The following is a 24,267-nucleotide window of genomic DNA, read 5'->3' on the forward strand; positions in this document are numbered from 1 at the left end:
CTTAGGCAACAGCCACCTGTTTAAGTATTTCATCTATTACCGCATCAGCAGTAATACCGTCAGCTAAAGCGTCGTAACTGAGTACTAAGCGATGGCGTAGAACAGAATGAGCCACAGATCGAACATCGTCAGGGTCAACGAAGTCTTTTCCGTTTAGCCAGGCTTGCGCGCGGGCACATTTATCAATGGCGATACTCGCTCTTGGACTTGAGCCAACAGTTAACCATTGCTGCAACGGAGAGTCAGGATATCGTTCGGGTTTTCTCGTTGCCATAACGATGGCTACAATGTAATCGATGATGGCTTGACTGGCATGGATGGTATGGATTTCATCTCGGGCAGTGAAAATATGTTCAGGACTAATATTTTCAACAGTTTGTACGCTCTTTTCTTCGCTGCGTACTAATTTTATGATCTCACCTTCAGCAGCATCATCGGGGTAATCAAGATTGATTTTCATGATGAATCGATCCATTTGCGCTTCTGGTAACGGGTAAGTACCTTCTTGCTCAATTGGGTTCTGGGTTGCTAATACCATAAAAAGTTCAGGTAATTTGTAGGTTTTACCGGCAACGGTGATTTGTCTTTCTTCCATCGCTTCTAATAGTGCGGCTTGTACTTTAGCAGGCGATCTATTGATTTCATCGGCAAGTAACAGATTATTAAAAATAGGACCTTGTTGAAAAGTTAGTACGGGTTTGCCGTTAACTTCTTGGTAAACTTCTGTGCCAGTGACATCAGAGGGTAATAAATCGGGCGTGAATTGTACTCGACCAAGATCTACGGCAAGAGAGCGTGCTAAGGTTTTAATTGAACGGGTTTTTGCTGTGCCGGGCAAACCTTCTAATAAAATATTACCATTAGTTAACAGGGCAATAAGTAGCGAGTCTACAACATGTGACTGACCAATAACTGATTGCTCAATTTGTGTTTTTAATAATTGTAACTGCGCTAGCGCATTAGACTTATTACTCTCTTGGTCATTCATTTTGCTACTCATAAAACAATCCTTTTTTATTCCACTTTAATTAGCTCATTTCCTAACAGTTAGCTAACAAGTAGCTAATTGTTTTACATAACGGAAACCTTATTGATTTAACTGTTGCCTAAGCGTTTGCATCACATTACTGGGCACTAACGGGGCAAGTTGTGCTAAACATTGTTTTGCTAAACCGCTTTTATGGCGGACTTGCATGTCACATAGCGCATATAAATGTTGCGGGTTATTACTCAGTTGAAATGCTTGATACAAAGCACCATAAGCGGCACTAGGTTTCTGCTGCTCTAAACTTAAGCCATAAACATAAAAATAATGACTATTTTGGGGGGCAAGTTGTGTAGCAATGGCTAATGCTTGTGCTGCTTTTACTTTATCTTGAACCCTAATATACGCGAGTCCTAAATTATAGGGCAGGCTGGCATCATCAGGGTTTGCGGATTTTCCTTGCTGCAATATTTCAATACTTTTTTGGTTTTCGCCTCGTTGATAATAAACTTGGCTCAAATTAAGGTAAGTTCGTGCAAAATGTTTCTCTATTGCGATGCCTTGTTTGAAAGCTTTAATGGCTTGATCGTATTGTCCTTGATAGGCGGCAATAATTCCTCGATTAGAATGAGAAAAACTACGATCATTATTAAAATGCTGACTTTCGATATATTCATTCAGGGCGGGTGTTAATTGTTCTTTTTGTGGTACGGATAAGTTTTGCCACAAACTGGTTAAGGCAAAAGCAGCATTGATTCTTACCGATAACACTTTGTCGTTTAATAAAGGTGATAATATGCGCCACTTTTCAGCAGCAGCCATATTTTGAGCCCCTTCGATTGCACCTAATCGTATATTTTCATCAGGGTTTTTAACGGCTCTAGCAATAGCGATAATAGTATTGGTATTAGATACGCTAGCCATTTTAGTTAATGCAGAGGCGCGGATAATGCCAGCATAACTGATAGTCTGAGCAATGCGAGATAACTCTGAGGAAACGCCTTGAAGTTGTTGCTCATTTAACGCTAAGTTAATAGCAGAGAAAACCGCGACAAAGTCTTTTTCAGTTTCAACCGTTGATTTAGGATACCAAGCATTAACCTTGCTAGCACTCCATTGGCTATCTTTATTCTCATGACAACTTAAACAGGTATCAGGTGTGCCTAATTTCTGGGCTAAATTAGGCGTTGGTATATGAAAGCCATGATCACGTCTGGCATCAATTTCCATATATGTCGTCTCAGGCATATGACAATTAACACATTGTGCACCAGTAGAGCTTTCAGGATGTTTATGATGTTGTGTTGATGCGTAGTTATCACTTTGATGACACTGCAAGCAAAGTGTTTCGATTGGAAGTTTTAATTGTGCAGTGTGCGGGTTATGACAGTCGCTACATACCACGCCATTTTTGTACATTTTTGACTGTAAAAAAGAACCATAAACAAAATCTTCGTTGTAGACTTGTCCGTCAGGGTGATAATTGGTGCTTGAAACTAAATCAAGTAAATAACGCTCACCAAAGGCATTACCTTTTACATGGTCGTTAGTACTTACTTGAGTTCGTCTGCTATGGCATTGCGCGCACACTAATACTTGTTGGCTATGTTCAATACTTTTTGGAGTTAAGGTTTTTTTATTGCCTTTTGCTTGCCAGTTTTGTACTGATTTTGATAAATCATGGCTAAAGCCTTTGCCATCTAATGGCATGTTATTTATTGTGTTTTCAGATTTATCTTTAGATTGCTTAGCCCAAGTCAAATGTTCACTGGCGGCCCCATGGCAGCTCTCACAAGCGACATTAATTTCACTAAAAGTAGTATTGTAGGAATTTGTTTTGATATCAAAGTTCTTATCTACATTGGTTGAATGGCAGTCAGCACACATGTAGTTCCAGTTTTGACCAGTATTGGTCCAAAAGAATTCTTGATGTTTTTCAGTCATATCGGGATAAAGGTTGAACCATCGTTGTCCCCCTTCTTCTTTGACTCGAGAGTCCCAAGCGAAAGGTATCAGCTGAACTCGGCCATCATCGAACTCAACCATATATTGTTGTAGTGGCTCATAACCAAAAGTATATTTAATTTGATAGTCATGAAACTTACCATCTTCACCTTTGATATTGACCCAGAACTGAGGGCCTTTTTTAAAAAAGGTATTCAGCTTGTCAGACTTTTTATCTTGTGTAGCCAATGTGGCGTTATTAAAGTCACCTAAAACACTTTTGCTATCGGCATGTTTCATTGACATATCATGATGTGACCCTTGCCAGTCTTGATAGGCTTTTTCATGACAACCAATACAGGCTTTTGAACCAACAAAAGTTTGAGCAAAACTTTGACCTATAAAAGTATTAAGTACTAAAAAAAGCAGTCCAAAATAGGCGCTTTTTGGTGATTTTATCATGTGGAAATAATGCTCCAGGAAATTATTTAACATCTAAATTTTGCTCATGACTAATCTGAATCCGATGTCTGCCATACGTACATTATTAGTAGCGCCATCACGCATGAATACTAAGTTTTCTGTTGCGGAAAACTCATAACCGCCACCGCGAATAACTTTCATTGCTTTTTGTTTAAGGTTTTCTTTATCACCCATAAAAGGGTTATGACTCTCTGTGAAGGTATAAGCTTGTCGGCTCATGTCATCAAGACAAAATTCCCATAAATTCCCCGTCATATCGTATAAACCAAGTTCGTTAGGCTTTTTGAGGCCAACAGGGTGGCTTTTATTTTTTGCGTTATCAGCAAACCAAGCAACGTCATTAATATTGTTTGAACCACTGTATCGATAGTTTTGAGACTTATTGCCACCTTTTGCAGCATACGCCCACTGAGCTTCGGTAGGTAAACTAAATTCTTTACCAGTAGCACTATTTAATCGTTCAATAAATAAAAGCATATTAAACCAACTTATGTTATTTACCGGACACTTATCACAGGCGAAGAAACTATTGTTCCACCCCATAATTTGCTCGAACAGATCTTGAGTTAATTCATATTTCCCAATGTAAAAAGCATCAAGACTGACTTGCCTGACAGGTTTTTCACGGTTTCTCGCTAAAGGTGAGTCAGAGCCCATCGCAAAGCTACCTGCTTCAACTAGTACCATGTTTTTCATTAACTCATCGAGCATTGGTTTAGGTAACGAAAATACCCGTTGTTTTTTATTTTCACTTTCAACTTTATCAGCAGATGATTCTATTAACGCTTCTACGGATTTTGCATGACCTACTAGGCTTACAAATAATAAGCTAGTAATGATGGAGAACTGTAAAATAGCGCGTAGTGAAGGCGATGAAAATATATAAAATTTGTTCATAACAACAGTGGATTCTTACTAAAGTAAAGTGGATATAAGTTGATGGAAATTAAATATTCTAATGAAAAAATTCTTACTTTATAACAGTCAACGAACAGCTATAAAGTAAGAAAGTTAAAGCCATCAAAACAGTTGATGGCTTTGCTTTCTGCAACATTAATATTATTAAGTGGTTATAAAATCACTCAGTTATTAATGAAGTTTATGGCACGAAGCTTCCTGGTTTTTGACGCTGAGGAAACTCTTTAAACGTTGCTTTAAATTGAGCAACTTTCATCATAGCAGGGGCCATTAAAAACATGTGTTCAGCCCACCATTGACCATAACCTTCAGACTCATGATCCATACGTTCATAAGGGTCCATTCTTAGGTTGAATATTTTAGGTGCACGTAATGTTGTCCATGGGTTTTGCCATACTTCTAAACCATGTGCTCGTTGTTCTTTAAAAACGAATTTATAATCTTCGTATCGTAATCCAACAATGTCACCAGTATCTGAAGAATAGATAAACTCTTTACGAGGACCTTCTTTGGTTATATCTAAGAAGTGCGGTAAAAAGTTATAGCCATCAAGATGCACTTTGAATTTAGTGCCACCAACGTTCGTGCCTTTCTTGAGTTTACTTTTGATGTTTGTATCACCAGCAACAGCTAATATAGTTGGCATCCAATCGATTAATGAAATCATTTCATTAGAGACTTGGTTAGGCTTAATTTTACCCGCCCATTTAACCATCATAGGAACACGGTAGCCGCCTTCCCAGTTGGTGTTTTTCTCACCTCTAAATGGCGTGTAACCACCGTCAGGCCATAAGGCTAATTCAGCGCCATTATCTGTGGTGTACATAATAATAGTGTTTTCAGCTATACCTAGTTTATCAATTTTATCCAGTAATTGACCTACATGACCGTCATGTTCAACCATGCCGTCAGCATATAAACCTTGGCCAGTAACGCCATCAGACTCAGGCTTTAAGCGTGTCCAAACATGCATACGGGTAGAGTTGAACCAGACAAAAAATGGTTTTTTAGCGGCGTGAGCTTTATCGATAAACTTAAGTGCGGCGCCTAAAAACTCTTCATCGATAGTTTCCATACGTTTTTTAGTCACAGGGCCGGTATCGGTAATTTTACCATCGGCAAAGGAATGGATAGCACCACGAGGACCGAAACGCTTTTTAAAGGCTGGGTCTTTAGGGTAATCAGGATGCTCTGGTTCATCTTCTGCATTTAAGTGATAAAGGTTACCAAAAAACTCATCAAAACCATGGTTAGTCGGTAAATGCTCATCTTGGTCACCTAAATGGTTCTTACCAAATTGGCCGGTCATGTAACCATGAGGCTTAAGTAATTCGGCAATGGTAGGGTCTTTTTTATTAAGCCCTTCTTTTGCACCAGGTAAACCTACTTTAGTTAAACCTGTACGCATAGGGTGTTGTCCGGTAATAAAACCAGCGCGACCCGCAGTACAACTTTGATCACCATAGGAATCAGTAAAAATAATGCCTTCATTAGCAATACGGTCAATATTAGGGGTTTTATAACCCATAATGCCGCGGTTATATGCACTGATGTTAAATGGGCCGATATCATCGCCCCAGATGGCGAGAATATTAGGTTTCGCGGTATCGGTTGTTGCCATTACTGCACTAGAAGCAGCAATTAAACTTAAACCTAAAACCAGTTTCTTTAACTTATTTTGAGTTACCATTTCTTTTCCTTTTCACAATGGATAAGTATATTGTTCAACGGTTAATGAGCAATATGCGAATTAGTATCATTTCTAATATTACACAAATTTTTTGATAAATCTATTGTTAATGAGAGGTCAATTTGTAGCCGTAGTAGTTGTTTTTACTATTGTTTATTACATTTTTTATAAAATTAAACAGTAATGTAAAGCAAACTTAAAAGCCCAATAAACATTGGGCTTTTAAGTATAGGTAAATAGCGTATTATTTACCTTCAGATTTTTTCAAAAAAGTATCATATACCGCTTCAACTGACCAAGAGCCAGTAGGTTGGCTAGGTGGATAGTCTTTAAAGGTTGATAAAAACTTAGCTGTTTCTGATAAACCTAAATAGATATACGGCGCTTTATCAATCATCCAATCGTAGTAAGAATTAGAGTTTTCTTCAGCTTTACTCCACGGGTCACGACGTAAGTTTAAGATTTTAGGCATTCTTAGCATAGTGAAAGGTTCTGTCCAAAGGGCCAAGGTTTTACCACGATTTTCTGCATAAACCATTTTCCAATCACCAATACGAATGGCAACAGGGAAACCTTCATCATTTAAATAATGATAAATGTTGCGTGGGCTTTTCTCTGTTTTACCCGTAAGGTGGGGTAGCATATTATAGCCATCAAGATGAATTTTTGATTGCTTATTACCAAAGCGACGTTTGCCTTTAAGCATGTCTTCTTTGAGTTTAGTATCACCTGCAGCGGCAGCTAAAGTTGGCATCCAATCTAAATGAGCCATCATTTCGTTTGAAATTTCACCGGCTTTAATTTTACCAGGCCAGCGCACCATCATTGGAACACGATAAGCACCTTCTTTTTCACTGTTTTTTTCACCATCAAACGGTGTTATACCGGCATCTGGCCAAGTATTGTAGTGCACGCCATTATCGGTAGAGTACATGACAATTGTACTGTCAGTAATTTTTAACTTATCAAGTTGATCTAACATCATGCCAACATGATTATCGTGAGCGACCATCACATCGTTATAGAACCCTTGACCTGAAAGACCCACATGTTTTGGATTGATGTGTGTTCTAAAGTGCATGCCTGCAGTATTAACCCAAACAAAGAAAGGTTTTTTAGCTTTCACTGCTTTATCAACGAATTTCATGGCTGCAGCGACAAATTCATCATCAGCTGTTTCCATGCGTTTTTTAGTTAAAGGGCCGGTATCTTCAATTTTACCATCGGCATAAGAGTGAATAACACCGCGTGGTCCAAATTTTTTCTTAAAAGCAGGATCTTTAGGGTAATCAGGGTCTTCTGGCTCTTCCTCTGCATTTAAATGGTAAAGGTTACCAAAAAATTCATCAAAACCATGATTAGAGGGTAAATGTTCATCTTTATCACCTAAGTGGTTTTTACCAAATTGACCTGTGGTATAGCCCTTAGCTTTTAACATTTCTGCAATAGTAATATCTCTATCTTGAATACCTTCTTTAGCGCCAGGTAAGCCAACTTTTGTCATGCCGGTACGTAAACCTGATTGTCCAGTGATAAACGTTGAACGACCAGCGGTACAGCTTTGATCTGCATAATAATCGGTGAACATCATACCTTCTTTAGCTATGCGATCGATGTTAGGTGTTTTAAAACCCATTATACCGTGGCTGTAGGCACTGATATTGGTACGTCCTATATCATCGCCCCAGAAAAATAAAATATTTGGCTTCTCCGCTGCTGTTGCGGATGCAGTCGCTATCAAGCTTGCACCCATCATCAACATTTTTAATTTATTTTTAATCATTTTTTCTTCCTTATGATGATTACCAAAGAAACAGGTTATTTTTGATCTGCAAAAATAACAATGTTCGTATAAATTACCAACAATACGTTATTAATATGATGTTATTTCTTAATAAAGGCAATAATTTAACAGTAACTTATACGTAGTATTTAGTTATTTAGTTATTTAGTTCACTTGATTTAATAATAGGTGTAATGTGAATATTTGTTGTTTTTTGATTAATTATCACAAAAGTTAATGAAAATAAAAAAGCCCAATAGTTATTGGGCTTTAGCCATTACTGACAGAACGTTAAGAAATCAGCAATTATCGGTTTGGACTTAGTTGTTGTATTTTTTTTAGTGCAGCCTGTGTTCTAATGCTTTTATAACCAATATTACTCGCACTTAAACTACTACCTTCTTGGAAAGGATATTTGTCAATAGTTGACATGAACTGTGCAACTTGTTGTTGTGCCGGGACAAATAACCACATGTTATCCGCATACCAACGTAAGTACATTCCTGACTCTTTTGCAGCCGTTTCAAAGGGATCTGCATGTAAGTTGGTAATGGTAGGCCATGCAGGGACTTTACGGTATGCAGTGCTAATTCCGCCTTCTTCTTCTGCAAAGGCAATTTTCCATTCATTCCAACGTACAGCATTCAAATCACCGGCAGCATTGAAATATAATTTACTCGTGCGCGGAGATGCTTTTTCTTGGCCTTTAAAGAAAGGTAAGAAGTTATGACCATCAGGATGAATTTTCCATTTTTTACCGTTAGCTTTGTAACCTTTTTTAAGCTTGTTAACTATGTTTGGCTCACCCGCTGCCGCTAATAGTGTTGGCATCCAATCTTCATGAGACATCATGTTATTAAATTTACTGCCTGCCTTGATTGTACCAGGCCAGCGAACGAGTTGAGGAACACGCATACCGCCTTCTGTTGTCGTTCCTTTTTCGCCTCTAAATGGTGATGTACCGCCATCAGGCCAAGTAAATTTTTCTGCACCATTGTCGGTTGAATAAATAACAATGGTATTATCTGCAATTTTTAAATCGTCTAATTTATCAAGTAATATACCCACTTGATCATCATGTTCTAACATACCATCAGCCGTTAAACTTACGCCTGACTTACCGCGATACTTTTCTTGCAAACGTGTCCATACATGCATACGAGTTGAGCTATGCCAGATAAAGAAAGGCTTTTTGGCTTTATGCGCTTTATCAATAAACTTCAAGGTACCCGCTAAAAACTCTCCATCAGCTGTTTCCATGCGTTTACGCGTCATAGAACCTGTATTTTCTATTTTTCCATCAGCGAATGAATGGATAACACCGCGAGGACCATATTTTTTATGAAATTCTTTATCTTTAGGATAATAATAAGTTTCAGGCTCTTCTTCGGCATTCAAATGATATAAATTACCAAAAAACTCATCAAAACCATGATTAGTCGGTAAGTGTTTATCTTGATCACCTAAATGGTTTTTACCAAATTGCGCAGTCATGTAACCTTTTTCTTTTAGAAGATCAGCAATGGTAGGTGTCCAATCGGGAATACCGTGTGTTGAACCTGGCATACCAATAGTTAATAAACCGGTTCTGAAGGGTTCTTGACCTAAAATGAAAGAAGCACGGCCAGCAGTACAACTTTGTTGTGCATAATGATGGGTAAACAAAGCGCCTTCATCAGCAATACGGTCGATATTTGGTGTTTGATAACCCATCATGCCTTGGTTATAAGCACTGATATTGTAATAACCAATATCATCACCCCAAATAGCTAGTACATTAGGCTTAGCTTTGTTGGTTGTTGCTGCTGCACTGGTGGCGATGGCAAGTACACCTATGCCTAGTGCTAACTTCTTAAGCCGATTATTCATTTCCATAGTATTCCCTTTAGTTACAGTCAAAATTCTAATTATTATGGTGAAAAACTCAGTAACGCATCTTACGTATCCAGTGAAAACGTCGGTTATAGTCTCAAATTTAGCGTCAGCGTAAAAACTTACTTAGGCTAATTATTACTCAGAATGTAGCGTTTATATAATCGACTGAGAGTATCTTCAGCTGTGGATTTATCTACGTTGATTGCGTTGTAGCGAGGTTCAAGTAATGCAGTGTCGCTTTGTTATTGCCACATTATATTAACTCGGTTAACATTTAAGTATGCAAATTCCGAAAGGATTTAGTTATAGTTAGTGCGATAAATAAACTAGATGGTTTATAGAAAAAGGACTTTTGATAAGCAATGGATCTTCAAAAAACAATTCACAGCGATAAAAAAATAAGAGGCATGTCGACCTCTGATATTGATGAGCTAGCCCTATTTCAAGAGAATAAGAACCGTCGTTATACCCAGTTATATACTGGGCAATTACAAGGGGATTACCTGGAGATCAATTTAGGGAAATTACAGGTCTTTCGTGAAAATCTTAATGTAGGCGCATTGATAGAGGCGACGCCCGCGAAAAACTTTGTGCCTTTCGCTGCATTGCTTTCAAACAGAAACGATACAACTTTTTGTGGTAAACATATTGAACAAAACGCTATTCTCCAAGCCACCGGTGGTGATTGGGATGTCAACTTTAAAAATCATTTAAATGTGATCGCCGCTGTTTTTGATAGAGATACATTTTCCCATGATATTCACATGCTCACGGGGCAAGAAATTCCAAATGATTGGCTAATTAGTAAAGCCTGCCTGACAGATCCCCTTGCATTAACTCAATATGCGACAGGGGTAAATAATATTATTAATGTAATAAAAGCAAAGCCTGAGGTTATAAAAACCGAAAATTCATTACGTATGATAAATGATACTATTTTAAGACTGGCATATAATGTTCTTAAAGTCACAACACCCTGTACTGAAAAACGAGTAAACCAGTCAAAGCGTTGTGAAGGTGTTCGTCATGTCATGGATTACTTGCACCATTATGGGCAGAACATACCAACAATTCCTGAACTGTGTAAAGTAGCCAAATTAAGTGAACGAAATCTTCAATACGGTTTTAAAGAATACTTAGGGGTAACGCCTATACGTTATTTGAGGTTATTACGATTAAATGGTGTCAGGCGTGATTTATTAGTTAATCGCGGTAAAAAAGATAAAATTGTCGATGTGGCACTTGATTGGGGATTTATAGAATTAGGTCGTTTCGCAAGTGAATACCGTCAACTTTTTCAAGAGTTACCCTCTGCGACACTAAAAAGACTTAAGCTAGAAAATTAAAAGATAAGCTGTTATCTGTTACTCATTAGTAGAGATCGACATACTTTTATTTTGTTCACCATACACACTCTTGCGATTTAATAAGTGCTCGTGAGTCGAAACCTAGTAATGTGAGATATCCTCTTTGTGGTGATTCATTGTAAGTGACTTAAAATATGGAATTTTGTGTGTTACGGAAATTGCATATTATTCAATAGGGTAACATGCTAACTTAGGTTTTCATCTACTCATAATGTTTAGACTAAAATTTTGTAATTGTTAACTGATAGGCGATAAAGGATTATTAAAAATGATAACAGTAAAGACAAAAAATAAAACTCATCTTGGACTTTTATTGTCCACAGCAGCACTTTTAGGCAGTAATGTTGCATTAGCTCAAGCGGATAAACCAAAACTCATTTTACAAATTACCGTTGATCAGCTCCGCGGGGATATGCCAACCGCCTATCTAGATAAAATGGGAAAAGGCGGCTTTAGATATCTGCTCGATGAAGGCATAGTTTATAAAGATGCTCATCACGATCATGCTAATACAGAAACTATCGTTGGTCATGCAACGCTTGCTACCGGAGCACTGCCAGCAGTACATGGCATGATAGGTAATGTCTGGTTTGATGATAAATTACAACGTTTAGTCTATAACGTTGAAGATGCTAATTACCCATTGTTATCAGCAGATGCAGGGGTTAATCAAAAAACAGAAATTGATCCCACACAGCGCACAGCAAAATCGTCAGGTCGTTCCCCAAATAATATTCAAGTTTCTACCTTTAGCGATGAGCTAAAGATTGCCTCAAATGGTAAAGCTAAAGTCTTTGGCGTATCAGTAAAAGACCGAGGGGCGATCTCCATGGCAGGACATATGGGTAAAGCCTTTTGGTTCTCTAAAAAATCAGGAGAATTTGTTACCAGTGAATATTATTATGACAAATATCCTGAGTGGGTAACAAATTGGAATGAAGCAAAACCCACTAAGAAATATCATCAGAAGCCGTGGCAGTTAAGCCAACCTCAAGATAAATATGTATTTGCAAAACAAGATGATCAAGCATGGGAAACTAAATTCCCCGGTTTTGGCCGAACTTTTCCGCATCAATATGGCGATATGAGTAATGCTTATTTCAATACTTTTCTAACCTTAAGCCCTGCAGGGGACGAGCTGACGTTAGATTTTGCTAAAGCAGTAGTTAATAACGAACAGCTAGGACAGGACGAAGTTACTGACTATTTATCGGTAAGTTTCTCATCAACAGATTATGTTAGTCATATTTTTGGACCTTCAAGTTTAGAAGCTGAAGATAATATGCTGAGATTAGACCGCACGTTAGCCAATTTACTCACCTTTATTGATAAAAAAGTGGGTTTAGAAAATACCCTTATCGTATTATCTGCCGATCATGGCGCTGCTGAAGTACCGGCATATTTATCGTCATTAGGCATGAAAACTGATGTGGTTGCTCCTAAAGAATGGGATAAAGCACCGAGTATGAAAGCCCTTAAGAAACAGTTTGGCTTTGATACTGCGTTAATTAAAAGCTACTTTCATCCTTACATATACCTTGACCGAGATTTAATTGCTGAACGTAAGCTGTCGTTAAAGCAAGTTCAAAAAGCTGTTGCTATGGAAGTTTCAAAATTTGATGGTGTTGCGCTTGCTGTAACGAGCAGCGATATAGAGACTGGTAACACTCCCCAAGATTATCTGCATACTTTAGTGGTTAATAACCACAGTAAAAACCGCTCTGGTGATGTCTATGTTGTACTTGAAGCCCATCGTTTTGTTGCTGATATGGAAGGCTTAACTGTGGCGGCGACCCATGGCTCTCCTTGGGGGTACGATACTTTTGTGCCACTAATTTTTGCAGGGTTTAATATTGATGATGATAAGGTCTATAGACGAGTGAGTACCACCGATATCGCAGTAACGTTATCAGCAGTACTCGGGATTAAAGCACCATCAGGAGCCCAAGGGCAGATTCTTGAAAAAGTACTTGATAAGGATTAGTACCCAATATTATAGTCAGAAATAAGCAGAATAACTTGGCCGTTATTCTGCTTATTTTTATTATAAAAAGTAATTTACTTATTATAATTACGAGGTCGTATTGAATTTTAAGGAAAATTAACGCTTTAAAGTAAACTAATTATCTTAATGATTAGGCTAAATTCACTTTCTAATTTAAAATTAAGTTTTTACCGCTAAAGAAATGCCATGCGCCGCTCTAGTTATCCCGACCAAGAAGTCAGTTCCATCAACTGGCAAGCATTCAAACTTATTTTACCTTACCTATTCGAATATAAAAAACGTATTGCGTTTGCTATGTCATGTTTAGTTTTTACTAAAATAGCCAGTGTTTACCTGCCTTTCATATTAAAAGATATCGTTGATACATTAGACGCTAATAGTACAGGTACTGATTCCGCTTTAATTATTGTTCCTTTAGGTTTAGTGGCCGCTTATGGTTTAGTGCGGTTATCCATCGTAGTTTTTGCTGAAATCAGAGATACGCTATTTGGCCGAGTTACTGAAAGAGCTATAAGGCGCATTGGTTTAAAAGTTTTTCGTCATTTGCATTCCCTTGATTTAGATTTTCACCTGAATAGACAAACGGGAGGATTATCTCGTGATATAGACCGAGGCACTTCGGGCATCAATTTTTTAATGCGCTTTATGGTCTTTAACATTGTACCCACCTTGCTTGAAATAGTGATGGTGGTGACTATTTTATTTGTGAAATATGGCATATGGTATGCGGTTATAACGCTTTCCTCAATTATTGCCTATATTGCTTATTCAGTTTTTGCCACTGAGTTACGAACTCGCTATGTCCGTGCAGCCAACATAGCAGACTCATCAAGTAATACTCGTGCTATTGATAGTTTACTAAATTACGAAACGGTGAAGTATTTCACCAATGAAGAATTTGAAGCGCAAGCTTATGATCAACAGTTGTCAACGTGGGAACAGGCAAAAATTAAAAACCGTTTATCTTTATTTGCTCTAAACGGTGGCCAAGCACTCATTATAGCCGCAGCTATGACTGCCATGCTGGCGCTTGCAGCTAGTGATGTTGCTGCAGATGTTATGACCCTTGGAGACTTTGTTCTGATAAATGCCTTTATGATGCAGTTATTTATGCCACTTAATTTTTTAGGCTTTGTTTATCGCGAGATAAAGGGCTCGCTGGCAAATATTGAAAACTTATTTGGTTTATTAGCTAAAGCACCTAAGGTACAAGATGTTCCTGACGCTGCAATGTTAAATTTGGCAGAGCAGGGTGATAGTTCGGTTACTGAAGCGAGTATAGTTTTCAATAACATTGCCTTTGCCTATAATGCCAAGCGACCTATCATTAAAGGGATTTCTTTTAAGGTTAATGCAGGTGAAAAAGTTGCTGTTGTTGGTCAAAGTGGCTCAGGTAAGTCAACCTTAGTAAAATTGTTATTTCGTTTTTACGATGTTGACTCTGGCAACATTCAGATTAACGGGCAAGATATCAGTCAAGTGAGTCAACAATCACTACGTAGCCATATTGGTATTGTACCGCAAGATACTGTGCTTTTTAACGACACTTTATTTAATAATGTACAGTACGGTTGTCCAACAGCCAGCGAAGATGAAGTATTAAAAGCCATTGAACTAGCACATTTATCTGAATTTATTAGCAGTTTGCCTGATGGGTTAGAAACGGTAGTGGGAGAGCGAGGATTAAAACTTTCAGGTGGTGAAAAACAACGAGTTGCCATTGCCCGTACAATCTTAAAGAATCCACAAGTCTTGGTGTTTGACGAGGCAACCTCCTCACTTGATAGTCATTCAGAACAAGCTATCTTAACCGCAATAAATGAAGTGACTAAAAGTAGAACCAGCCTTGTCATCGCACATCGCCTATCAACCATCATTGATAGTGACAATATTATTGTCATGAATCATGGTGAAATAGTTGAGCAGGGTAATCATCAACAATTACTCGAACTTGAAGGTCAATACAGTAAAATGTGGCAGCTACAGCAATCTTAGCGCTAGCGAGTCATGAAGATGAACTACAACAAATAACAATGTTAGAGTAAGAACGTTATGAATAAAGACGAAGAGCAATTAACAGACCAACAATCATCAGTGGAAGTTGATGCAACCAAACAATGGCTAGATGAAATTATAATAGGATTGAATTTTTGTCCTTTTGCGAAAAAAGAATTTGTTAATAACACTATTTGTTATTTTAAATCGGAAGCTGAGCAAGTTAAACCTGCTTTACAAACAGTGATAGAACAATGCCATTATCTACAAGAACATGAAGAGATTGAGACGACTCTGATCATCTTTGCAGAAGGATTTCGTCGTTTCGACCGCTACCTCGATTTAGTAGATTATGCCAATGACTTGATTATTGAGTCAGGTTTTGAAGGTATATTCCAGTTAGCAACGATGCATCCTGAATACTGTTTTGCGGATGATGATTTTGATGATGCGAGTAACTTTACCAATCGTTCTCCTTATCCAATGCTGCATATTATCCGCGAAGCAAGTATGGCAAGAGTATTAGCTGTGTATAAAGATCCTGAAAAAATACCTGAACAAAATATGGCCTTAGCGGAGCAAAAAGGTAGTAATTATTTTCAAGACGTTTTAAAACGCATACATCAAAATCACCCACAAAAATAGTTTGTATTTCAAAGCTAAACTATAAGCTTTGAAAACAGATTTGCGGAAAACTATTTAAAGATAACCAATCAATACGCTAAATTACGTTTGGTTAACGCTATTGTTTGGTTGAAACTTATACACTGTTTGTTCGTTATATAACATGTATAGGTTAGCGTATGAAAACTAGTTACCACGGTAAAGAATATCGCTTTAATTGCTTTGAAGATCTTTGGGCGTTTTACCGCGTCATTCTAGTACAGCAATCTATCCAACGTATAACGATCAGTAGCTAATTGCTTACACTGCAGGCATAGCGTATTAGTTGACTAAGGTCGCTTTATTCAAATTCTGAGGTAAAATGAAGCACTTTTCATAAATACTCCTGTTGAAATATGCCCGTTTTAGAACAATTCTTACTTATCGCTATGGTCCACTTTCTAGCTGTAGCAAGCCCAGGTCCTGACTTTGCGCTTATTTTAAAACAAAGTATTCGCTATAACAGACGCATTGCCATTTATACTAGTTTCGGTATTGCCGCGGGCATTATTGTTCATGTTACTTATTCTTTGGTCGGCATAGGCCTTTTAATTGCCAGTGATGAGCGTTTATTTACCGCATTAAAATATATTGCTGCCAGCTATTTTTGTTATATAGCGTGGCACTGTTTTAAGTCTAAAAAACCTGATAGTGAGTCATCAACTTTTGCCAGCGAAGATCCTGATAATAATGCGTTAACACAGAACGAGATAACAAAAACCGAGACGACAATCGATAACCCATCGGCTAAAAAAGCCTTTTTTAGTGGTTTTTTAATCAACGCCTTAAATGTTAAAGCAACATTATTCTTCGTGAGTTTATTCTCCGTAGTAATAGCACCCGAAACACTATTGAGTATCAAAATTGCTTATGGTGCTTATTTAGTTGTAGCTACAGCGGCTTGGTTCTGTTTCCTCTCTTATATGTTAACTCAAGAGAGAGTTCGTTACGTTTTACAGCGTAAAGGCTATATTTTAGACCGTATTATGGGGTTAATCTTATTGCTATTAGCGATTCAACTTGTGTTAAGTGATCTTAATTAACCGCTATTTATTTTTCAGTTTACCTTTGTTTGTCTCTTCAAATTGCCGTTAAATTGAGCTGTGAGCAATCTGTTATCATTTCCAGTATAATAGATGACAAATGTAGTATTAATGAATTAAAAAGGGTTAGCTTTGCCAGAAGAAAATATAATTGTGTCCATTGGTGGTAGTGTTGAGCGTGCTGTAAAAGGCGAGTACTCAATTAATGTTAAAGCTATTTTAACCGAAGCGTGGCAGCACACATTACAGTCGAGAATGTCTATCAATATAGGTCTGCTTTTAGTCACTGTGTTCGGTATGATAGTGTCGTTTATTGCGAGTAGTTTTTTTGGTGGTATTGAGCGTGTTATCGAAGACCCTCAGTCGCTGCAACTGATCAATGTCATTGTGACTATTGCTGTATGGCCTTTTATGGCTGGCATAGAAATGATGGGTGTATTCCACGCAGTGAGCAAACCAACAAAAATCAACATGGTACTCTCATTCTTACATCGTGGAAGTTGGGTTGCACTTTGTGCGCTATTAACCTCTTTATTGATTAGTCTCGGTTTTCAATTGTTAATTATACCCGGTGTGTTATTAGCCGTACTACTGTCACTAACGATACCTTTAGTGGTAGAAAAGAATCTAACCCCAGTACAAGCTATTGCTTTATCTGTTAAAGCATTACGCTTTAAGATCATGCCACTATTAGCTATTTATTCGGTACTGTTTTTGGCTTTAATTTCGTTAGCTTTTCCTATCGCATTATTGATCGAGTCGAGTTTGGCACCACTTGCCGTTATGGTGTTTTTATTTGGTCTGTCTTATTTAGCACCATGGTATTACAACATTAAAGGTGTCTTGTATCGTGAAATATTTGGTGTTTATTCCGAGCAGAAGACTACTGATACGGCATTAAGTCATTCCGCCAATAAAGACTCTGATCACAATGGTTCAGATGATACTTTTTCTGCCTAATTTAATCATAAATAAGGAGTTTTTATGAAAATAATGTTATTCGTTCGTTTTGTCGCATGTTTTTCGTTAGTCATTGCGGTAGTCGCGCCTTTTACTTTTTTAGTGCCTAAACCTTTAATTACTATCGTAGAGGTCGCTGTTGAACCTGTTACTGATAAGGTTGTTGTTCAGGTTGTTGAAAAAGTAAAAGTAATAGAGAAACCATTACATCAGGTAAATTTACCTGATTTTGCTGCTATTTATGATATTCCAACAAAAAAACGTCAATTCTTTGATTTTGTTCGTCCAGCAATAGAAGCAAAAAATAACGAATTAGCTGAAGATAGATCGAAACTTGAGCATTGGCATGAGCAGATCTCACTTGGTTTAGGGCTTACTGTAGAAGAACAAACGTCACTGCAAACCCTTATCAAGGCTTATCGTATTAATAAAGAAGCTTCAACTTTACAGCAGATTAATGATTTGTTGATACGTGTTGATATTATCCCTACTTCATTGGTATTGGTTCAGGCTGCTAATGAGTCTGCTTGGGGAACATCACGTTTTGCCCGTATAGGTTTAAACTTCTTCGGTATTTGGTGTTATAGAACGGGCTGTGGCATGGTTCCAGGAGGGCGTAATACTGGAGCCAAACATGAAGTAGCTGCATTTCAAAGTGTTGATGCTGCTGTTTCAGGCTATTTTAATAATATAAATAAGCATAATGCTTATCATGTGTTTAGAACGATTCGTGCTGAATTAAGAGCGCAAGACCAGGCGCTTGATGCTGAAATTTTAGCAACAGGCTTGTTACCTTATTCTGAGCGTGGTGTGCAGTACGTGTTAGATATAACTGACATGTTAAGACATAACCAACGTTACTTTGTTAAGCCTGCTAGTCAGCAACAGACTGCGTCAGCAGATTAATAATTTAAGTTTATTAGCTAAATAATCTTTCAAACGTTTAGTTCAGTTATTTAAAAATTAATAAACAAAAAACGGCCAATGTTATTAACATTGGCCGTTTTTATTTGTGTTGCTTTAGCGAATCAGTTAAAACTTAATCCAACTGCAATTAACTATTTTACTTCAACTACATTGAGCAGCTGATCAGCATTAGGTTGATTTTTCGTAGACAAGTCTTGTGGTGCTTCAATCGCTACTTCATCAAAGGCAGTATCACCACCATTAATAATACCCGAAGTACTGTTAATGCTTTTAAAATCAAACAAGTTACTGTCGCATAAATGTGAAGGAACTACGTTTTGCATTGCAGTAAACATAGATTCAATACGCCCCGGAAATTGATCATGCCAATCGTTTAACATGCGTTTTATATTTTGTCTTTGCATATTGGGCTGAGAGCCACACAAGTTACACGGGATAATAGGGAAATGTTTTAATTCACTGTATTGAATAAGCTCACTTTCTTTACAAAAGGCTAAAGGGCGTATAACCACATGTTCACCATTATCAGAGACAAGCTTTGCTGGCATTGCTTTCATCTTACCGCCATAAAACATGTTCAACATTAGGGTTTCAATCATGTCATCACGATGATGGCCTAGTGCTATCTTAGTGGCACCAATCTTTTTAGCTGCTTTGTATAAAACAGCACGGCGTAATCGAGAGCATAAACTACAAGTCGTTTTACCTTCAGGTACTTTTTCTTTGACAATACCGTAAGTATCTTCTTCAACAATATGATACTCAATACCGAGTTTATCGAGATACTCGGGTAAAATATGCTCAGGAAAACCTGGTTGCTTTTGATCTAAATTAACCGCAATGATGTCGAAATGAATGGGAGCAGATTCTTTTAATAGCATTAAAATGCTTAACATGGCATAGCTGTCCTTGCCACCAGACAAGCAAACCATCACTTTATCGCCATCTTCAATCATGTTGTATTGCGCAATGGCTTGACCAACATTACGCCTAAGTTTCTTTTCTAATTTTATAAATTGTGTTTTTTGAGTTGGCGATAGTTTCGTTGTGGGTAAGGTTAGCTGTGCTTCTGTCATGTTTTTTACTTTATTGATGTGAATTAACGGCGGGAATTATAGCAGTTTGATAATACCAATTGCACTAATGAAGTGATCATTTTTCGATGCTCTATATCCAATAATATCGTTTATTTCAAGCCCAGTAGTCAGCGATTACCCCGCCAAAGATCTTATGTAAGTACATTAATTGACTACTAGAGAAATAGCCATAGGAAAGATGCTGCCTTCAATACAAACCAGTAGCCAGTTTTACTTTAACACTACACACATATTTAGCGCTTATTTTAGCTCAGTATTTTAAAATATCCTTAATATAAGCTTTATTCAATAACCGTTATATATGTTAGAATTTAACAATATTACTATTTAAAATTATTAGGCGTATTTCATGTCTGAACACTCAATTATCGACATTTGTGTTGAACCTATAGAACTTTATAAATTACTCAAAATTTCCAATATAGTTGGCGATGGCGAAGCTAAAACCCTGATCAGCGAAGGTAAAATTTTAGTAAATAAGAAAGTAGAAGTGCAAAAGCGTAAAAAAATTCGCCGTGGCGATGTTATCGATTTTGACGGTAAAACGATTGAAGTTGCTTATACTCCGGCTAAAAAAACAGCAGAGTTTATTAGTACCGTTGTTTCAGCGAATAATAAATCAAAAATTAAAAAAAGAGCTAAAAGTAAGGCGCGTGCTATTGCAGCAGTCACTGCCAGTGACTCATCGAAAGAACGCCCGAAAAGAAAGCCTACTTCAGTTTAATTATTTGTTAAAAGTTCAGAGTCATTTAAAATAAATAGCAGTTTTTTAATTGGGGACAACTCAATTCCCGTGAATTTAAAAATAGCATGAGATAGCTTTAGATATAGATAACCGAGAAGCTTATTAATAAAGGTTTTTCGGTTTTTTTTTGAGGTTATTAACCCCTAATTTGGTGCTGCGACGGGACTCGGTTTCCGCTATGTACACTTTTGTATATGGTTCTTTGTTGTTGTTGTTGTTGTTGTTGTTGTTGTTGTTGTTGTGGGTGCTCGTTGTTACCTCTGGTGTTACATTTGACGAAAGTTATTACAGAACTGACCATAAACTAACTAAGCCTATTCATTAGAAAAAATCATATGAAATTAATGATCATTTTGTGCTCAAAGTGGAAGGTAGAAGTAAGTTAGGTTCCAACTTCCGCTATTGGCTCATGAGTAGTCATTATAAGTTGGATTTACAGAGCTAATTTTCACCTCTTTCTGACCTATTATTAGAGTTAAAAAACAATCTGATAATGGCGAGTTTGTACTTAAAACCTTAAACAAGCTGTTTTACCAACTCTTCAACACCTCTATATGCATTGCTAAGCGACTCCCCATGTCTTGCATCAGCAAATTCTTGGTACTCAGATTTAATCTCGTAAAACTCTTCCACTCCTAAATACTTACTTGCTGTTTCAACATGTGGTGCTAAGAAATTCATCTTTTCTCTAATGCCACCAATTTCAAAGCCAAACTCGCCGCTAGAAGATATAAGAATAAGCTTTTTACCAGACATTATTGGCTCAATAGGAAAGTCACCTCTGGCCAAATCAAAAGTAAATGTTTTATTTATGCGTACCACTTGGTCAAACCAAGCTTTAAGTGCAGCTGGCATGCCGTAATTATACATGGGAGAAGAAATGACAATTATGTCAGCTTGATCCACTTCATCAATTAACGTATCAGATAAAGTCAAAAGTGATTTTTGTTCTTCACTTTGTTTTTCATCAGGTGTAAATACAGCAGCAATCCAATCTTGGCTAATAAAATCAGGTGGGTTTAGCCCTAAATCCCTATAGATAACTTTATCTTTACTATTTAAAGTAATCCACTTATCCATAAAATGAGCTGCAAGTGATTTTGAAATCGAATTGTACTCTTTAACATCGTTATCTGTTCTTCTCGCACTTGTGTCTATATGTAGTAGTGTAATCATGTTTTCATTAATCTGTTTGAATAATTTGTGGACCTATTTTGGTTGGATTACTTCTTGTTGACAAACGATGAATACTACCTTATAGATGAGTAAAACTTATCTATGAGATTTAAAATGCATTCCCAACTTCCCCCCTTAAATAGCATAAGAGTGTTTGACGCTGCGGCTAGATTAGGAAGCTTTAAAAAAGCTGCTGAAGAACTTCACGTAACACCAACAGCAATTTCACATCAAATTAAAACACTAGAAGAAGCGCTTGGTACTTTATTATTCGTACGAAAAACACGAGTTATCGAGTTAACCCCAGAGGGTAAACTATTAGCCGAAACTGCATATAACATTTTACAACAATTGACTAATACCATTAGTGAGATATCAAATACTAAAAATATAATTACAGTGAGTACGACGTCATCTTTTGCAGCAATGTGGTTGGTGCCAAATTTAAGCAAATTTAATCAATTGTATCCAGACATTGACGTTGCAGTAAAAACAGGTGAACAAGTTGAAGACTTAGAAAAAGATAGAAGGATAGATCTCGCTATTAGATATGGTACTTATGATAATCCATTGAAAAACTCAATATTATTAACTACTGAGGAAATAGGTGTATATGCCACGCCTAACTATATTAAAAGCATAAATTTATTAGGAAGTGCGAATCTATTAGAAACTAAATGGGACAATAAAAATCTTACCGAGATTTCTTGGCATACACTATTTAAAGACAATAATAACCATGAACTAGTGTACAAAACTCGTCAATTCACTCAAGAACACCATATTATTCAAGCAGCATTAGCTGGGCAAGGTATTGCTTTGGTGAGTTCCCTTCTTGTTCAAAATGCAATAGAACAAGGCTGGTTAGTTAAATATCACTTTACTGAGAATAGAAAAAAAATAGACGGGTTTAGTTACTATCTAGTGATTCCTGAGCACAACCTGCGCAGCAAAAGTATCATGGCATTTAAAAACTGGGTCGTAGATGAATTAATGTAGTTTAAGGAGAATTTTTTCCACTATATGGACCTCCCTGATACCTTTTAGATATTAATGTCCGCTTACATATCGTTTAAGTGCCTAATTCTGGGGTATTTCAGCTCCCGCACATGTTTCACCGCATTTTCACAATATGAATGATTTTCTCCCACATGATTCAACAGCCATCAATAGACTGATACGGATTGCCTTACCCTCGCGCATGCACGCCTCGACGGACAGCACTATTTTGGTGCAAAGAAGAACCCTTCAACACTGTAACCGCTATAGATTACCAGACAGTGGTTACTTTTTTTTGTCGTATAAAAAATTAACTGTTTGTAATAAAACAGTTAATTATTAAATCGAAATAGATGGCATGGCTGTTGCTATCTATAATTTGACAACAATCAACAATCAACAATACCCAAACGAGCGACTTACCGCTTCAGGAGCACAACATGCAGACCATCACCGCTGAAACCATCATGGACCGTTCACCGTTATCATTCCGCCCTGATAGCGGGGTGATCGTCGCCCTGCGCCAGCTGCTAACCGCCAGTCTGTCCGGTGCACCAGTGGTTGATGGCGATAACAATCTAATCGGCTTTCTGTCCGAAGCTGACTGTATGCGCGGCGCGCTGATGGGAGGCTACTTCTCGACCATCGGCGAATTAGTTCGTGACCGGATGACAACCGAAGTTGAATCGATCGGTACCAATACTAACTTGGTCGATGTCGCAGAGAAATTCTTGCACAATAATCGCAGGGTACTGCCAGTGGTTGAGGGAGGCAAAGTGGTGGGGCTGGTGCAGCGCCGCGGCGTACTCGAGCAACTTCTGGAGCAAATCGACAGCAAGGGCGAGCAGGTTGAGTATAGGAAGAAAAAACGTCATTTATCCTAAAATCTAAAGTATGAATCTGAGCTCATTTAATTAATTTATAATTACTTTGTCTGCTGGTGTTACGGCCATAGATTTCACATATCTGCCGTCAAAACTTAAATTATCTTTATCGCTTTATATGGTCCAGCAGCGCTAATGTATTCTATGTGGCATTACTCGTCCTTAAATATCTAATCGTTTTGCCGCTTTATATTCCGAGTGCATAAATGCCCAAACGGATATGATCCCAACGGCGGAAATCAAGATTAGCATATTCATAAAGCTAGACCAGCCACCCGAACTATCTGCCAGTCTTCCCCCAATAAAAGCAAATGTTGCACTGGCCGCAAAGCCGAATGCATCAATTAAACACACCAATGTCGCACTATGGGGGCCGCCGTATTCAATAGAAAATATCGACATGGGTAGGTAATAGGCTGGTGAAATTGAAAAAGCGAATAAAAAAATGGCTCCCAGCGCAACTAAATAGTTAATTTCAGCGCTTAAATTAAATAAAGGTAAATACTGTAAGGTAAGCACGCTCAATAAACTTAGTATGAGCGATAGGGTTAATACTGTCCTGATCCCCCGCTTTGAAAAGCGGTCGTAAAATGCAATAGAGGCTAAAAGCCCGGTCAGAGACCCAACTGGAAATACTGTAGATGCCATTGCTGCCTGTGAGGGCGTCAGTCGGTAGCTTTCCATAAGATAAACCGCAACAAAGTCCAAAAAGGCCATCATGCACGTAA

General features: G+C 37.6%; 19 protein-coding genes. 10 read left to right on the forward strand and 9 right to left on the reverse strand.

Annotated elements, in window-relative coordinates:
• Window position 1 precedes the first annotated feature (1 nt).
• The 6 genes from CXF79_RS11525 to CXF79_RS11550 all read right to left on the reverse strand — a co-directional run bounded on the left by CXF79_RS11525 (window position 2) and on the right by CXF79_RS11550 (window position 9,678).
• Window positions 2-988: an AAA family ATPase gene (locus CXF79_RS11525; RefSeq protein WP_041737786.1), complete on the reverse strand. Its 987-nt coding sequence runs from the start codon at window positions 986-988 to the stop codon at window positions 2-4.
• Between the two features lie 99 nt (window positions 989-1,087).
• On the reverse strand, window positions 1,088-3,391 hold the full coding sequence (locus CXF79_RS11530) for an ammonia-forming cytochrome c nitrite reductase subunit c552 (RefSeq protein WP_232769153.1): 2,304 nt from the start codon (window positions 3,389-3,391) through the stop codon (window positions 1,088-1,090).
• 33 nt (window positions 3,392-3,424) lie between these two features.
• Window positions 3,425-4,309, reverse strand: a complete 885-nt coding sequence (locus tag CXF79_RS11535; RefSeq protein WP_101155028.1) for a formylglycine-generating enzyme family protein — start codon at window positions 4,307-4,309, stop codon at window positions 3,425-3,427.
• Between the two features lie 202 nt (window positions 4,310-4,511).
• Window positions 4,512-6,020: an arylsulfatase gene (locus CXF79_RS11540; RefSeq protein ID WP_101155030.1), complete on the reverse strand. Its 1,509-nt coding sequence runs from the start codon at window positions 6,018-6,020 to the stop codon at window positions 4,512-4,514.
• Window positions 6,021-6,264: 244 nt separating this feature from the next.
• On the reverse strand, window positions 6,265-7,803 hold the full coding sequence (locus CXF79_RS11545; protein ID WP_101155032.1) for an arylsulfatase: 1,539 nt from the start codon (window positions 7,801-7,803) through the stop codon (window positions 6,265-6,267).
• Window positions 7,804-8,109: 306 nt separating this feature from the next.
• On the reverse strand, window positions 8,110-9,678 hold the full coding sequence (locus CXF79_RS11550) for an arylsulfatase (RefSeq protein ID WP_011043772.1): 1,569 nt from the start codon (window positions 9,676-9,678) through the stop codon (window positions 8,110-8,112).
• A gap of 362 nt (window positions 9,679-10,040) precedes the next feature.
• On the opposite strand from CXF79_RS11550, the gene CXF79_RS11555 reads away from it, so the two are divergent.
• From CXF79_RS11555 to CXF79_RS11585, 7 genes are all read left to right on the forward strand, one after another.
• Window positions 10,041-11,024 (forward strand): helix-turn-helix domain-containing protein, encoded by a 984-nt coding sequence (locus CXF79_RS11555; RefSeq protein ID WP_011043771.1) that lies wholly within the window; start codon window positions 10,041-10,043, stop codon window positions 11,022-11,024.
• Between the two features lie 289 nt (window positions 11,025-11,313).
• Window positions 11,314-13,029, forward strand: coding sequence for an alkaline phosphatase family protein (locus CXF79_RS11560; RefSeq protein WP_101155034.1), 1,716 nt, complete (start codon window positions 11,314-11,316; stop codon window positions 13,027-13,029).
• 207 nt (window positions 13,030-13,236) lie between these two features.
• Window positions 13,237-15,045: an ABCB family ABC transporter ATP-binding protein/permease gene (locus CXF79_RS11565; protein ID WP_011043769.1), complete on the forward strand. Its 1,809-nt coding sequence runs from the start codon at window positions 13,237-13,239 to the stop codon at window positions 15,043-15,045.
• Window positions 15,046-15,102: 57 nt separating this feature from the next.
• Complete coding sequence (locus CXF79_RS11570; RefSeq protein WP_101155036.1) at window positions 15,103-15,690, forward strand: DUF1415 domain-containing protein; 588 nt, start codon at window positions 15,103-15,105, stop codon at window positions 15,688-15,690.
• Between the two features lie 374 nt (window positions 15,691-16,064).
• Window positions 16,065-16,751, forward strand: a complete 687-nt coding sequence (locus CXF79_RS11575) for a LysE family translocator (protein WP_011043766.1) — start codon at window positions 16,065-16,067, stop codon at window positions 16,749-16,751.
• Between the two features lie 132 nt (window positions 16,752-16,883).
• Complete coding sequence (locus CXF79_RS11580) at window positions 16,884-17,711, forward strand: hypothetical protein (protein WP_011043765.1); 828 nt, start codon at window positions 16,884-16,886, stop codon at window positions 17,709-17,711.
• Between the two features lie 24 nt (window positions 17,712-17,735).
• Window positions 17,736-18,617, forward strand: a complete 882-nt coding sequence (locus tag CXF79_RS11585) for a glucosaminidase domain-containing protein (RefSeq protein WP_101155038.1) — start codon at window positions 17,736-17,738, stop codon at window positions 18,615-18,617.
• 152 nt (window positions 18,618-18,769) lie between these two features.
• On the opposite strand, the gene ttcA is transcribed toward CXF79_RS11585, so the two are convergent.
• Window positions 18,770-19,714: a tRNA 2-thiocytidine(32) synthetase TtcA gene (gene ttcA / locus CXF79_RS11590; protein WP_101155041.1), complete on the reverse strand. Its 945-nt coding sequence runs from the start codon at window positions 19,712-19,714 to the stop codon at window positions 18,770-18,772.
• A gap of 370 nt (window positions 19,715-20,084) precedes the next feature.
• On the opposite strand from ttcA, the gene CXF79_RS11595 reads away from it, so the two are divergent.
• On the forward strand, window positions 20,085-20,459 hold the full coding sequence (locus CXF79_RS11595) for an RNA-binding S4 domain-containing protein (RefSeq protein ID WP_101155043.1): 375 nt from the start codon (window positions 20,085-20,087) through the stop codon (window positions 20,457-20,459).
• A gap of 537 nt (window positions 20,460-20,996) precedes the next feature.
• Here the strand turns inward: CXF79_RS11595 and CXF79_RS11600 are convergent.
• Entirely contained in the window at window positions 20,997-21,656 is a 660-nt protein-coding gene (locus tag CXF79_RS11600) for an FMN-dependent NADH-azoreductase (RefSeq protein ID WP_101155045.1), read from the reverse strand.
• Between the two features lie 102 nt (window positions 21,657-21,758).
• Between CXF79_RS11600 and CXF79_RS11605 the strand changes: the two genes are divergently transcribed.
• Together CXF79_RS11605 and CXF79_RS11610 are read left to right on the forward strand one after the other, a co-directional pair.
• Window positions 21,759-22,655 (forward strand): LysR substrate-binding domain-containing protein, encoded by an 897-nt coding sequence (locus CXF79_RS11605; protein WP_232769154.1) that lies wholly within the window; start codon window positions 21,759-21,761, stop codon window positions 22,653-22,655.
• 440 nt (window positions 22,656-23,095) lie between these two features.
• Window positions 23,096-23,539, forward strand: a complete 444-nt coding sequence (locus CXF79_RS11610) for a CBS domain-containing protein (protein ID WP_101155050.1) — start codon at window positions 23,096-23,098, stop codon at window positions 23,537-23,539.
• Between the two features lie 162 nt (window positions 23,540-23,701).
• On the opposite strand, the gene CXF79_RS23630 is transcribed toward CXF79_RS11610, so the two are convergent.
• A complete protein-coding gene (locus CXF79_RS23630; protein ID WP_232769155.1) occupies window positions 23,702-24,259 on the reverse strand; it encodes a hypothetical protein in 558 nt (185 codons plus the stop codon).
• Window positions 24,260-24,267 lie beyond the last annotated feature (8 nt).

The organism is Colwellia sp. Bg11-28, from assembly GCF_002836245.1.
In the GTDB taxonomy this organism is placed as follows: Bacteria; Pseudomonadota; Gammaproteobacteria; order Enterobacterales; family Alteromonadaceae; genus Colwellia; species Colwellia psychrerythraea_A.